The organism is Paenibacillus intestini (assembly GCF_030803945.1).
In the GTDB taxonomy this organism is placed as follows: Bacteria; Bacillota; Bacilli; order Paenibacillales; family Paenibacillaceae; genus Paenibacillus; species Paenibacillus polysaccharolyticus.
On sequence record NZ_JAURUN010000001.1, the window covers coordinates 449,474 to 463,496 of the forward strand.

General features: G+C 47.0%; 13 protein-coding genes. 9 read left to right on the forward strand and 4 right to left on the reverse strand.

Annotated features, from left to right (window positions below; genetic code table 11):
- Positions 1-39 precede the first annotated feature (39 nt).
- Positions 40-768, forward strand: a complete 729-nt coding sequence (locus tag J2T16_RS01995; protein WP_090924833.1) for a ThuA domain-containing protein — start codon at positions 40-42, stop codon at positions 766-768.
- A gap of 113 nt (positions 769-881) precedes the next feature.
- Complete coding sequence (locus J2T16_RS02000) at positions 882-1,988, forward strand: Gfo/Idh/MocA family protein (protein ID WP_499017677.1); 1,107 nt, start codon at positions 882-884, stop codon at positions 1,986-1,988.
- Positions 1,989-2,145: 157 nt separating this feature from the next.
- On the opposite strand, the gene J2T16_RS02005 is transcribed toward J2T16_RS02000, so the two are convergent.
- Both J2T16_RS02005 and J2T16_RS02010 read right to left on the reverse strand, forming a co-directional pair.
- Positions 2,146-2,964, reverse strand: coding sequence for an SPL family radical SAM protein (locus tag J2T16_RS02005; protein WP_336120100.1), 819 nt, complete (start codon positions 2,962-2,964; stop codon positions 2,146-2,148).
- Positions 2,961-3,545 (reverse strand): bifunctional transcriptional activator/DNA repair enzyme AdaA, encoded by a 585-nt coding sequence (locus J2T16_RS02010; RefSeq protein ID WP_499017891.1) that lies wholly within the window; start codon positions 3,543-3,545, stop codon positions 2,961-2,963. Before J2T16_RS02010 ends, J2T16_RS02005 begins: the two co-directional genes overlap by 4 nt.
- A gap of 508 nt (positions 3,546-4,053) precedes the next feature.
- On the opposite strand from J2T16_RS02010, the gene J2T16_RS02015 reads away from it, so the two are divergent.
- The 3 genes from J2T16_RS02015 to J2T16_RS02025 are packed head-to-tail and all read left to right on the forward strand — an operon-like array spanning position 4,054 to position 6,794.
- The gene (locus J2T16_RS02015; protein WP_499017678.1) at positions 4,054-5,034 is read left to right on the forward strand and encodes a Gfo/Idh/MocA family protein; all 981 of its coding nucleotides are present in this window, start codon (positions 4,054-4,056) and stop codon (positions 5,032-5,034) included.
- Between the two features lie 33 nt (positions 5,035-5,067).
- Complete coding sequence (locus J2T16_RS02020) at positions 5,068-5,874, forward strand: SAM-dependent methyltransferase (protein ID WP_499017679.1); 807 nt, start codon at positions 5,068-5,070, stop codon at positions 5,872-5,874.
- A 26-nt stretch (positions 5,875-5,900) separates the two neighbouring features.
- Positions 5,901-6,794 (forward strand): NAD-dependent epimerase/dehydratase family protein, encoded by an 894-nt coding sequence (locus J2T16_RS02025; RefSeq protein ID WP_499017680.1) that lies wholly within the window; start codon positions 5,901-5,903, stop codon positions 6,792-6,794.
- Between the two features lie 245 nt (positions 6,795-7,039).
- Here J2T16_RS02025 and J2T16_RS02030 read toward each other — a convergent pair whose 3' ends face one another.
- On the reverse strand, positions 7,040-8,053 hold the full coding sequence (locus J2T16_RS02030) for a LacI family DNA-binding transcriptional regulator (RefSeq protein WP_499017681.1): 1,014 nt from the start codon (positions 8,051-8,053) through the stop codon (positions 7,040-7,042).
- Between the two features lie 466 nt (positions 8,054-8,519).
- Here J2T16_RS02030 and J2T16_RS02035 point away from each other — a divergent pair, with 466 nt between their 5' ends.
- The 4 genes from J2T16_RS02035 (at position 8,520) to J2T16_RS02050 (ending at position 13,076) form a co-directional block, all read left to right on the forward strand.
- Positions 8,520-10,310, forward strand: a complete 1,791-nt coding sequence (locus tag J2T16_RS02035; RefSeq protein WP_499017682.1) for an L-fucose isomerase — start codon at positions 8,520-8,522, stop codon at positions 10,308-10,310.
- A gap of 25 nt (positions 10,311-10,335) precedes the next feature.
- On the forward strand, positions 10,336-11,856 hold the full coding sequence (locus tag J2T16_RS02040; RefSeq protein ID WP_499017683.1) for a rhamnulokinase: 1,521 nt from the start codon (positions 10,336-10,338) through the stop codon (positions 11,854-11,856).
- Positions 11,857-11,871: 15 nt separating this feature from the next.
- The gene (locus J2T16_RS02045; RefSeq protein WP_090924843.1) at positions 11,872-12,534 is read left to right on the forward strand and encodes a class II aldolase/adducin family protein; all 663 of its coding nucleotides are present in this window, start codon (positions 11,872-11,874) and stop codon (positions 12,532-12,534) included.
- A gap of 185 nt (positions 12,535-12,719) precedes the next feature.
- Positions 12,720-13,076 carry a hypothetical protein gene (locus tag J2T16_RS02050; protein WP_221789504.1) on the forward strand — a complete coding sequence of 119 codons (357 nt, stop codon included), beginning with the start codon at positions 12,720-12,722 and terminating at the stop codon, positions 13,074-13,076.
- A 160-nt stretch (positions 13,077-13,236) separates the two neighbouring features.
- On the opposite strand, the gene J2T16_RS02055 is transcribed toward J2T16_RS02050, so the two are convergent.
- Positions 13,237-13,863 carry an FMN-dependent NADH-azoreductase gene (locus J2T16_RS02055; RefSeq protein ID WP_499017684.1) on the reverse strand — a complete coding sequence of 209 codons (627 nt, stop codon included), beginning with the start codon at positions 13,861-13,863 and terminating at the stop codon, positions 13,237-13,239.
- Positions 13,864-14,023 lie beyond the last annotated feature (160 nt).

A 14,023-nucleotide genomic window follows, 5' to 3' on the forward strand; every position in this document is an offset into this window, starting at 1 on the left:
AAGCACCAAAAAAAATGTATCGAAAGCGAGGATCTAGCAATGAAAAAAGCACTGATTGTATGGGGCGGCTGGGATGGACATGAGCCGGAGCAAGTAGCAGCCATTTTTGAGCGTATCTTAAAAGAAGAGCAGTTCGAGGTCGAAGTATCTGACACCTTGGAGTCGTATGCGGACGCAGAGAAATTGCTCGGTCTGGATCTGATTGTGCCTCTATGGACGATGGGGCAAATTGAGCAGGAACTGGTGAATAACGTTTCGGCGGCTGTACAGAGCGGTGTGGGCCTTGCGGGTCTGCATGGAGGGATGTGTGACGCGTTCCGTAACAACGTAGACTGGCAGTTTATGACGGGCGGACAATGGGTGGCTCATCCAGGTAACGACGGGGTGGAATATATGGTGAATATGAAGCGAGGCTCCAGCCCGCTTTTCGAACATATTGAAGATTTTCAGGTGAAAAGTGAGCAGTATTACTTGCACGTTGACCCGGCTGTGGAAGTGCTCGCAACCACCCGTTTCCCGATTGTATCCGGGCCTCACGCTGCCAATGGGCCTGTCGATATGCCAGTAGCATGGACGAAGCGCTGGGGTGCAGGACGAGTATTTTACAATTCACTGGGACACCATGCAGACATCGTAGATATGAAACCCGTAACCGAGATGATGCGCAGTGGTTTCCTCTGGACAGCCGCAGGTAAGGAGCTGGCGAAGAGTAGCAAAACGGATGCAACAACAGAGGTATACACAGGTATGGCAGACAACCAAACCTAACCTTCTATAGTTAATTATTCTAGTCAATCTGTAAGTTCGCAATTTCGTACTCACATGACATCCATAAGAGAGCTTTAAACACATATCAGATCCACGGCGAAGGGAGCAAGGGCATGAAAACAATGAAAGTAGGTATTATCGGCTGTGGTAAAATCAGCGGCATCTATATGGAGAACTGCCACCGTTTCGAGGTGCTTGAGCTGGTTGCGGTTGCCGACCTGGATCGGAATCGGGCAGAGGAGCAGGCTGCTGCATACAACGTTCCTAACGTATACACGGTGGACGAAATGTTTGCGAGTCCCGAGATCGAGCTGATCATCAATCTGACGATTCCTGCCGTGCATGCCGAAGTATGCATACGTGCGCTGAAATCGGGCAAACACGTATATGTCGAAAAACCACTCGCGGTTACCCGTGAAGAAGGGCAGGCTGTACTTGAAACAGCAAAACGTAAAGGCCTTCTTGTAGGCTGTGCACCTGAAACCTTCTTCGGTTCAGGCATCCAGACAGCACTGCAGCTCGTAGAGGATGGTATCATCGGGAAGCCGGTAGCGGCAACAGCCTTTATGATGAGCCGGGGACATGAGTTCTGGCATCCTGATCCGGAATTCTATTATGCAAGCGGCGGAGGGCCGATGTTTGATATGGGGCCTTATTATTTGACCGCGCTTGTTCAATTGCTGGGACCGATTAAGTCCATTGCGGGAATGACGGGTAAAGCGATGACAGAACGAACCATTACGAGTGAGAAAAAGAGAGGCCAGATCATCCCCGTTGACATTCCAACCCATGTCACCGGTCTGCTCCAATTTGAGCAGGGAGCCATCGGTACGCTAATTACAAGCTTTGATGTATTTGGCGGAAGTGCATTGCCCCCGATTGAGATTTACGGAACGCATGGCACGTTGCAAGTCCCTGATCCGAACACTTTTGGCGGCCCAGTACGTTTTCGCTTGACGGGTGAACATGAATGGACAGAAGCTCCGCTTCTTCCAGGATACCAGCAAAATACACGTGGCATCGGCGTGGCGGATATGGCGTATGCTGTTCAAAGTGGTCGCGCGCACCGAGCGAGCGGCGAGCTGGCCTACCACGTGCTTGAAGCCATGTGGGCTTTCCATGATTCTTCGGATGAGCAGACCTTTTACAAGATGCAGAGCACATGTCGGCGTCCAGCGGCATTGCCAGTGAACCTGCCACTATATACGCTGGATCAGTAAGAAAGGTATAATCTTTTCCCGGCATAAACAGAATTAAACGGCCTCTTTCCAGGAACTGGGAAAGAGGCCGTTTTGTATACCAAGGGTATCGTGTGCCAAGTACACACTGCAATGGTTACGGTTGTTTTATCTGACATTTAGCAAAATGTATTTATAATCAAGGCTCAAATCCGGCCTGACTTATATAGATCTCCTGATCTGAAAAATGCGACTGCATTCGCTCCACAACCGTTTGGTAAGCATCCGGCTGATACCAGTGCTGCATTCCGACCTCCTGATAGAGAGCCTCCATCCCAAGTCTCCGTGTGCGCTTGCCTTCGCTACCGTCACCCATAAAATAGTCATCAATGCACACGCGCTGAACAAGCGGCCTCAGTGTAGACGCAAACTGTTCACTGCTCGGCAATACAGGTGCAATAGCTGCTTGAGTCGGGACGTCAGCATCCCGTAGTTGTTTAAGTGCATGTAGGCGACCTGCGATAGGTGGTGCAGAGGGAGTAAAATGCTTCCTGATATCGTCTTGATCGGTTTCGACGGTCATGCTCACTCGCACACGTTCACCGAGTTTCTGTAGGATATCAATATCACGAGTAACCAGCGGGCTGCGGGTCTGCAGTAAAATAAAATCCGGCGGTTCGATCAGCATCGTTTCCAGCAATGAACGTGTGATTTGTTCCTGGGCTTCGACGGGTTGATACGGGTCGGTGCTGGACGACATGAATATTGTTATTTTTCCTTTCTTACGGGCTCGCTGCAATTCTTTGGCGAGAATGCCGGAGGCTTCTTTTTTCACATCAACCCAGCTTCCCCAGTCTTCCTTACGAAATAAGTTGACAGGCATCTGTCTAACGTAGCAGTACGAACATCCGAAGGTGCAACCGGTATAAGGATTCAAGGTATGGGTGTAACCATTCAGGAAGCCCGTGCCTTTGTTTAATAACGTTTTGGGCACCTTGTAAGCCAATTGAGCCTTCATGAACTGTCATGCCTTTCTCTGTAATGTGCAGGAGTACATCCGGCGAGCTTACGAAAAACAGAAATGAAATAAGCCGGATTAGATATCCCTACTTGGCGTGCGATTTCGTTAACGGTTAAATGTGTATGTTCAAGAAGAGCTTGAGCTTCGCTGATACGTTTCGCTTGGATATATTGAACCGGGGTTTGACCTGTAATGCGTTTGAACACCCGGTGCAGATGGTACGGACTCCCATGGCTAGCAACAGCAAGTACATCCAGCGTCAATGGTTCCGTATAGTGTTTTGCTATATATTCCGTAACCCCGTAAATCCACTCTTGATCTGGCACCCGTTCTCCTGTAGGTTTACAGCGTTTGCACGGTCTGAAGTTGTGAGCTAGCGCTTGTTCGGCATTTTGAAAAATCAGGACATTGTCCGATTTGGGTGCTCTTGATCTGCACGAGGGACGACAGAAAATACCGGTTGTTTGTACCGCGTAGAAAAACGTACCATCGTACGTGTGATCATTCTGGATTATCGCTTCCCAGTACTCATGGGGAATCCATGAAGGCAGGGTATCATGTTGCTCTGTGGGTTTCATCAGGTTCACCTCTGCTTTAATTATACCCTGCATGATTGAGAAATGACGAAGTTTCGGATTGAAATCGCAAGATATCAATATTGTAACTATATCAGTTGAATAACAGATATTTACCCGGAACACTGCGATGACAGAACAACCTGAAGAGTAGCGGTTATCCCCAGATTTTTTGAATTCCCTTTTACAAAGGGAAAATCTGGTGATAAGCGTATGCTTCCGATGCAGCTTTCTTGCAGAAAGCTTTTAGGCGAGCGCTTCGCTTTTCCAGGTTTTCTCTGTCCTCTCCGTGTCTGTGTAAATGAAAAGTTCAACTGATATAATGAAAACACATGGTATTGAATCTTTCTACGGAAGGATTGAGATTAGCTCTTTCTTCATTCCTGCTGAAATATACGCTACAATGTACAGGATAGGTTATGAAGCAGAGATCATCTTATTATCTAACCATTGAACAAATATCCAACAACAAATAACAAACATCAGTCATAGAAGAAAGAGGTAGATAAACATGGTTCGATTCGGTGTAGTAGGTACCAACTGGATTACGGAAAGGCTGCTGGAGTCTGCAGTTCAAGTGCAAGGCTTTCAGCTAACGGCGGTGTATTCGCGAACAGAAGATAAGGCTAACGCATTTGCAGATCGGTATGAAGCAGCCTATCGTTTTACGGATTTGGAAGAAATGGCAGCTAGTGATGCGCTGGATGCAGTGTATATTGCCACGCCGAATACACTCCATGCACAACAAGCAGAGCTTTTTCTGAAAAATAGCAAGCATGTACTGTGTGAGAAACCTCTTGCGGCGAATGCGGCAGAAGTACACAGTATGATTGAGACAGCTTGCAAACATGAGGTGTTACTGATGGAAGCGATGAAGTCCACTCTCGTTCCGGTTTTTAAAAGTGTAGAGCAACATTTGCCTAAAATCGGCCCTGTTCGCAAGTACATAGCGGGTTATTCGCAGTATTCTTCTCGTTATGACAAGTACAAGGAAGGTATTGTGTTAAATGCCTTCAAGCCTGAGCTCGCTAATGGGGCATTAATGGATCTGGGTGTATATTGTTTATATCCACTTATTACGTTATTCGGAGCACCAAACCAGGTTCAATCTCAAGCCATGATGCTGGAATCCGGCGTTGACGGGCAAGGCAGTGTGTTGCTGAATTATGATGGAATGGATGCGGTCGTAACGTACTCCAAAATCGCCAATTCACACGTACCTAGCGAAATTATGGGTGAGCGCGGAAGTATCATCATCGACAAGATTGGATCGCCGGAACATGCAGAAATTCGTTATAATGACGGTACGATTGAGGTACTGACGGTGGAACAGCCACATCCCGCGATGTATTATGAAGTGGAGGAGTTCGTGAATCTGGTGCAACAAGGGAAAATAGAATCCACTATGAATACGTACGAACGCTCCTATCAAACGATGAAGGTCATGGATCAGATCAGGCAACAGATTGGTCTTGTTTTCCCCAATGATTAAACGAGAGAGTTTATAAGAGAGGAAGCGAACGAGATGAGCCGAGAAGAGCAGAGGATCGTGAACGATCAGCAGAGCGGAGAAGAGTGGGAACATTCGGAAGACATCATCAGAGACAGGAAACGCAGCAAACAGATGCATCAGCATGAAGAGAGCGGTCTGGAACTGTCCCAGATTGTTTTTATAGGAAGAACGTTTGAGGAATACATGCTTATGTTTGATCTGACCAGGGAGGAGCTTGCAGGCCAGAACATCCTGGATTGCCCTGGAGGCGCATGTTCCTTCAGTGGTCAGGCTCGGAAGCTTGGGGCTCATGCTGTAGCGTCAGATATCGTTTACCAGTACGGCATGAATGAACTAGGAACGAAGGGGTTTCAGGATATTGAACATACGATGAAACAGATCCAAGCTGTTCAAGGGATGTATGTCTGGGATCAATTCGGAACGATTGAAGGGTTGAGGCAAGAACGATTGCGCGCGATTACGGATTGTGTGGAAGATATGAGACAGCATCCTGAATGTTACGTAGCCACGGTATTGCCTGAGCTGCCTTTCAATGATGAACAGTTTGATTTGACCTTATCCGCACATTTCTTATTTACTTATGCAGATCGGTTGAATTTTGATTTTCATGTTCGAACGTTATTAGAGATGTTACGTGTCACAAAGCATGAAGTACGTATTTTTCCCACAGTAGATCTGTCAGGCAAGCGTTATGAATATATGGACGAACTGAAGATGTTTTTGGAAAATAAGGGCTATCTTCTATCTGAAGTTAGAACGTCATATGAATTTCAGCGTAATGCTCATACGATCCTTCGGATAAGAAAGCCTTCACTTTAGACAGATTAAGATTGGAGGGAAACGAGATGAAAAAGGTTCTTATTCTTGGAGGTACACGTTTCTTCGGTAAACGACTTGTGGATCATCTGATCTGGGAAGGGAAGTCAGAGATCACGATTGCGACTCGTGGACAGACGGAGGTCGATTTTGGAGCGGAAGTGAAGCGAATCCGGATGGATCGGGAAAACCCTCAGTCTGTAGCAGAGGTTGCACAGTCGGATGAGTGGGATATCGTCTACGATAATATCTGTTACTCTCCGAATGAAGCCAAGGCTGCATGTGAAGCATTTGCCGGACGTACTAAAAGATATGTGTTAACCTCTACACTTTCGGTGTATGGGGAACCAAGAGAAGGATTTGTGGAAACGGACTTTGATCCATATACGTATCCACTGCAGTATGGTAACAAGGAGGACTTTGCATATGGTGAAGGCAAACGGTTTGCCGAAGCTGTCTTTTTCCAAACGGCGTCCTTCCCGGTAGCGGCCATGCGCATTCCTATTGTACTTGGTATGGATGATTATACGAGACGGCTTCATTTTCATATCAAACATGTACAACAAGGAAAACCGATAGGCATGCCGAATCCCGAAGCCGAGATTGGGTTTATTAATTCAACGGAAGCGGCAAGATTCCTTGCCTGGCTTGGTAATGTGTCGTTAATCGGACCTGTGAATGCCGCGTCCAAGGGGGCGATTACACTCGCATCGATGATGCAGTTAATCGAAACGGTGACGGGAATGCAGGCTCAGGTTCTGAAGCAAACCGTGGACGAAGATATGTCGCCTTTCGGAGTGCAGCAGTCATGGACGATGGACACATCCAAAGCAGAGCATGAAGGGTATACATTTGAAACGCTTATGGACTGGTTTCCGGGTCTTGTGCGTGAGATTGCTCTTGCGCTACAGTCAGAACGATAATCACGCCAAGAGATGCACTTATCCGTTATAAGAGAGCTAATAGACATACACTTGTATCGAATAAATGCTTAAATTGATCATATTAAAAAACAGGATGACCAGAGTGAACTGCACCTCCAATTGTTGATAATGTCTAACAATTGGAGGTGCAGTTCATCTCGGGGACGTCCTGTTTTTTTGTCTTTTTTCTCGAACTTGGTCATCGAAGTAGACTGCGTAAACTCTCTAGTTAAATTTGTATAACATTAATTAGTAGGCGGAACAGAAGCGGATGTACGTATTCGCAGCTCGGAAGGTAAGATCATCGTTTCAGCGTCAGATGAGAGTTTTCCTTCAATCCGGTCAATCAGCATCTGCATCCCTTGATATCCGAATTCATAAGCAGGTTGTGCAATGACGGTCAGAAAAGGATCAAAAGCGGAAGCCAGATCTAGATCATCGAAACAAACGACAGAGATATCCTCGGGTACTCTAAGTCCTCGTTTACGGAGCAGACGGATCACTCCAATCGCCAGCATGTTGTTCGCCGCAAAAATAGCTGTAGGCTGCTGTGACCTGGAGAGCAAACGTTCCAATCCTTCATCATCACTAAAATCACGATAACTTGTACGGAGTATAAGGGAAGGATCAGGGGTAATCCCTGCTTCCTGCAGTCCTTCGATATAACCATCCTCACGCAGTCTGGCAGTCGAAACTTCCGAAGACCCGTTGACCAGTGCAATGTGCTCGTGTCCAAGTTGAGTAAGGTAACGTATAAGCTCTATTGCGCCTTCACGGCTGTCTCCGGCAATCACATCTGAAGTGATGCCGGGCACGATTCGATCCAGAAATACAAATGGAATGTTTCGAGCCTGCAACTGTTGCAGATGGGGGAGAGAGCGATCTCCTGCAGGTGCAAAGAGCACGCCATCTACCCGTGTCGACAGGATCGCCTCCACATACTCTTTTTCTTTTCGATAATCCTCGTCACTGTTACCAAATAAAACACGATAACCCCGAAGATGCGCAGCATCCTCGGCTCCACGGGCCAGCGTTGTATAGAAAGGGTTGGTAATGTCCGTAATTAGCAAAGACAGCATATGAGTTCGCTGCAACACCAGACTTCGTGCATTGGAGTTAGGAATGTAGCCCAGTTCATCGATGACCTGCTGCACACGCTCACGTGTAGCCGTGCTGATGCGACCTGTGCGATTAATGACTTTGGAGACAGTCATCGCAGAGACATTTGCTTTTTTGGCAATATCATAGATTGTAATCAAATGGAATCGAACCTTTCCACAGCATAGTCTTTTCATTTTAAAGGATAATGGTAATTGACAGCAACATAGGTGCGTGGTAAGTTAGGGTTACCGATAACCCTGAAAGACATTCTACGATCTTAACTCGTTTTTAAATTGCTGGATTAAGCACTTTTTTAATCTGATTTAAGAAGTACAGTTAAGATAAATCGTTCGATAGGTTATTTATGCAAAATAATCTTTATAAATTCATTTTTTGAGTCAACACAGCAACCGTTCTCGTTATTTTTCATGATAATTAATGAGAGTGGTTTATTTTTTTAAATCTATGTAAACGTATTCAAAAGTTCAACGAGTGTGGTTATCGGCAAATGTCCACCAGGTAGTGTGATCTGATTTCTTTTTCTTTTATCGCTCATCGTTCAGTCAGAATATTCTCAATTCCACATGCATTTAATGAAATGCACTAAAAGGAGGACGTTCTCGCATGACTCATCAGGATTATCGTTATCAACAGCCTTTTCCCAAGATTGGTATTCGTCCCACAATAGATGGCAGACGCAAGGGTGTGCGTGAGTCGTTGGAAGAGCAAACGATGCGTATGGCAACGTCTGTAGCTGAGCTGATCTCATCCGAGCTTCGTTATGACGACGGTTCTCCAGTCGAATGCGTGGTCGCGGAGACCTGTATCGGCGGTGTAGCCGAAGCAGCGGCCGCAGCGACATTGTTCAGCCGTTCGAATGTGGGTGTAACGATTACCGTAACGCCTTGCTGGTGTTATGGTACGGAAACGATGGATATGTCACCGTCTATACCGACGGCTATCTGGGGCTTTAACGGCACAGAGCGACCGGGAGCCGTATATTTGGCTGCCGTGCTATCTGCACATGCACAGAAGGGGATTCCTGCGTTCGGCATCTATGGTGAAGATGTGCAGGACGGCGGTGATACGACCATTCCAGATGATGTGCGTGACAAGCTGCTCCGGTTCAGCCGTGCTGGACTTGCGGCGGCCACAATGAAGGGGCAGGCGTATTTGTCCATTGGCTCGGTGTCGATGGGGATTGCAGGTTCCATCGTGAATGATTCTTTTTTCCAGGAATATCTGGGCATGCGAAACGAATATGTGGATATGAGCGAATTGACGCGGCGGATCGAAGAAGAAATCTATGATCCTGAGGAATACGAGCGGGCACTTGCCTGGGTGAAGGATAATTGCAATGAAGGACCGGATAACAATCCGGAGCATCTTCAGTCCGATCGAAAACGCAAAGACGACGAGTGGGAAACGGTTGTTAAAATGACGCAAATCGTACGTGATCTGATGGCAGGAAATCCGAAACTTGCTGCGCTTGGATATGAAGAAGAGGCCATGGGCCATCATGCCATTGTTTCGGGGTTCCAAGGCCAGAGGCAATGGACGGATCATGCCCCTAATGGAGATTTCCTGGAATCTATACTGAACTCCACGTTCGATTGGAATGGTAAACGTGCACCCTATCTTGTGGCAACGGAGAATGACAGTTTAAACGGTGTATCCATGTTGTTTGGGTCTCTACTCACACATACGGCTCAGATTTTTGCGGACGTACGGACGTATTGGAGCCCTGATTCGGTGAAGCGTGTGACTGGTCATCAACTGGAAGGGCACGGGAAAGCGGGAATTCTTCATCTGATCAACTCCGGATCTGCTGCCCTTGATGGAACGGGGGAACAAACGAAAGATGGCAAGCCTGTTCTCAAACCTTTTTGGGATATCACGGATGAAGAGGTGCAGCATTGCCTGAAAGCGACCTCATGGAGACCGGCTTCCGTTGAGTATTTCCGTGGTGGAGGATACTCGGCTGACTTTTTGACCAAAGGCGGTATGCCTGTAACTATGACTCGTCTGAATCTTGTTAAGGGATTAGGACCCGTGCTACAGATTGCCCAAGGTTACACGGTGGATCTGCCGGAGCATGTTCATGACATGCTGGATCAGCGTACCGATCCCACATGGCCTTCGACCTGGTTTGCCCCAATTCTGACGGGTTCCGGAGCATTCACTTCGGTCTATGAGGTGATGAATCAGTGGGGAGCCAACCACGGTTCCATCTCGTACGGACATATCGGTGCAGATTTGATTACGTTAGCATCGATGTTACGCATCCCCGTAAATATGCACAATGTACCTGAGGCAGAAATTTTCCGTCCGCGTGCATGGGGATTGTTTGGCACAAGTGAGCCGGAGGGAGCAGATTATCGCGCTTGTCATGTATTTGGACCGTTGTATCGTTGAGACGCTGAATTAAGGAGGCTTTCTTATGAGCAATCAGGCTGCATATGTACTTGCTGCTGATTTCGGTGCTGGCAGCGGTCGAGTCATACGGGGCGCTCTAGATGGACGCAGACTGACGCTACATGAGGTGCATCGGTTTCCTAATGAGCCAGTTCAACTTGGGGATGAATTGTACTGGGATTTCCTGCGTTTATTTTATGAGCTGAAACAAGGGATACGCAAAGGCGCTGAAGGTATGCCGGGACGGATACAATCCATTGCTGTGGATACCTGGGGCGTGGATTACGGACTGATTGATGGTGCGGGAAGATTGCGCTGCAATCCCCGTCATTATCGTAATGCACGTCATGCGAAATCGATGAACGATGTGCTTCAGATGCTCAATGAACAAGAGCTATATACGATGTCAGGTGTGCTACCTCAGCAGATTAATACGATATTTCAGTTATACGGTGAACTTCAGGACAGTGGGATCAATTCTAAAGATAGTACAATGAATCCCGATGCTGATACACGTCTATTATTCCTGCCGGACCTGTTTAACTATTATCTGTCTGGCGAGCAAGCATGCGAGTATACGATAGCAAGCACCAGTGGTTTGTTGCATAGCGGGGAAGTGAAATGGAATGAACCGTTAATGAGCCGCCTCGGCTTACCTGTATCGTTATTTCCACGATTGGTTCACTCAGGGACTATACTAGGCCATTTATCAGACGATCTGGTTAGAGAGCTACGCACCGGTCCCATGAAAGTTGTTTCAGTGGGATCACATGATACGGCTTCAGCACTGGCGGCGATCCCTGCGACTGAATCGAACTATGCATTTATTAGCTGTGGAACTTGGTCCCTTATGGGGGTGGAACGTGATTCACCTGTGTTAAGTGTGCAGGCTCTGGAGCTTGGATTTACGAATGAAGGAACCGTGAATGGTAAGGTGAGAACGCTGAAAAATCGTTCAGGTCTGTGGTTGCTTCAGGAATGTAAACGCCAGTGGGAACGGGAAAATCGATTCTACTCTCATGAAGAGTTAGTTCAGCTTGCTGTATCAGCAGGTGCACATCAATCGGTGGTATCTCCGGGAGATGATGTTTTTATGAGCCCAGGAGATATGCCTAAACGAATCAGGCAATATTGCGAGCGCACGTTCCAAACGGTTCCCGAAACCGTAGGAGCCATCGTTCGCTGTATATTGGAAAGTCTGGCACTGGAGTTCAGGCAGACGCTGGATGAGCTTGAACAGATTACAGGCGTAAGGCCTCCTGTGATTCATATGGTTGGTGGCGGTGTCCACAATCGCCTGCTATGCCAGTTTACGGCAAACGCTACGGGTGTTCCGGTAATTGCTGGACCCGTTGAGGCATCTTCTGCGGGCAATTGCCTGCTCCAATATGTGGCTCTTGGTGAAGTAGGTGGTTTGTCCGAGATCCGTGACATTGTATCGGCCTCCTTCAATACGGAGATGTATACACCTCAAGATTCAGAGTGCTGGCAGGAAGCATATGGAAAGTACCAGCAATTCAACCAACGGAAACAACACCAGCAATAAAGGAGTGAGAGAAACATGTCTGAACAGCAGATTAGAGAAGAACTAACCAAATATGCCCGTAAGGCAGTAACTCAAGGACTTGTTGTCGGGCCGGGAGGTAACATTAGTGCACGCTCAGGCAATACGATGCTTTTATCTCCAAGCGGGTTCGCGCTAGAGGAACTGGAGCCGGATGAATGGATCGCCATTGATATGGAGACAGGAGAGACACAAGCAGGAGCCAGCCGTCCTTCGTCTGAAGTCCTCATGCATCTGTTCAGCTATCGTGCTAACCCGGATATTCAGGCTATTGTGCATACGCACCCGGCTTATACGATAGCCCTAAGTCTTGTTTTTGACCATCTTCCGCACCTGTTTCCGGATCAGTCCGCCCTGGTTGGAGATATCGGATTTGTGCCTTACGTACTGCCAACGACCAAACTTCTCGCCGATGCCGTTGCTGCTAAGGTGACCGAACATTCTGCGCTTATTCTCGTCAATCACGGTCTGGTTACGACAGGTAAAAATCTGCGCGAAGCCTATTACCGTACACAAGTGGTAGAGGAAAGTGCCAAAGTGTATATGATTGCCAAGGCCGCAGGCGAACCTAAAATTTTGACTGACGCAGAATATAAAGAGATTCAATCCCTTGAAAGTGAAGCTTATCGAGTTCAGCTACTGCAGCAACTTAAATCTTGATCTGGTTGGATATTAAAACAGGATAGTTCCTGCAGTCGTAAGGGAAGAATGTCAAGGTTATTAGATTCGTCAAAATATGACATGAAGATAAGCAAATGATTCCCTTTTTCTCGACAACTATTGCATTACCTGAAATACCGAGTATAATACTGGGTAAATAGAACGAAAAGGGGATGCAATAAACGATGAAAACATATGCTGAATTGAACTCTCTTCTTGTTGACGATTATCTGGATCTCCTGAACATTGCAAAACAACTTGGTGATGACGAATGGAAAGACGCTATTCTGCAAGCATTGAAGGAAGAAGTCGATGCCAACCATCACGTGGATTCTACCGAAGTACGGCAGGATCTCTGGAACCAGTTTGAAGACATCAACGAACAGATGCATGAATTGTTGCTACAATTAAAACAAGCCGAACATCCTGAAGAAAAAGAACAGATTATCGAGTTAATCTGGGGACTGAAAATAGACCGCCATGCGATTACTCGCAAGCTTGAAACGATGAGCCGTGCCAGTGCCGGGGCGCACAAAGGCTGAGCATTAATATAAGTTATACAACACTGTTATACAGTGCAGATTTACATGAAAAACCCGCATCAACCCTAGAATTATGCTCTAGGGCTGTGATGCGGGTTTTATTTATCATTGCGGATGATCGTTGGTCCTGATTACGGCTGTTTGGCTCGTTCTATCTTACTTAGAACTGCTTGGCAAAACGCTGCGCTTCTTCAATCCCTTTCTGTTTGATCTCCTCGGCACGATCTTTGAACTGGTTATGCCCTTCGACAAAGATACCATCCAGCTTCGGCACGCCCAGGAATGACATGATAATGCCCAAATAACGATGTCCCGATTCCATCTGAGCCGCAGGTCCTTCCGAGTAGATACCGCCGCGCGCTTGAATATGCAATGCTTTTTTATCCGTCAGAAGTCCTACCGGACCTTGCTCTGTATAACGAAACGTTTTGCCTGCTACACAGATAGAATCAACATATGCTTTAAGTACTGGCGGGAAGGAGAAGTTCCACAGCGGTGAAACGAATACATATTTGTCTGCATTCGCGAACTGGTCGGATAGTTCATTCAGCCGTTGTACCTTGGACTGTTCTTCAGAGCTCAGGTCGCCTCCAGTTTGCAGCTTGCCCCATCCACTGAATACGTCCGCATCGATATGTGGGATATTGGAGCGGTACAGATCGAGATGAATGATTTCGTCTGAGGCATGACTTTCTTTGTACGCATCAATAAACGCTTTGCCGGCAGCCATACTGAATGAGGTTTGATGATCATGCGGATGGGCAGTAATATACAATAAAGTAGACATAACTTGGTATCCTCACTTTCCAATGTGGGTTGATTTATGGGTCCATATACTCAAGAAACAGCTCCAGTGACTGGAGTAGTATGGGGTGCGATGTTACTTTTTATTCGTCCGTTTGGGTAAAAGACCGGGTAAGTTGGTCACTGAGACAGCGGAGGTGGTA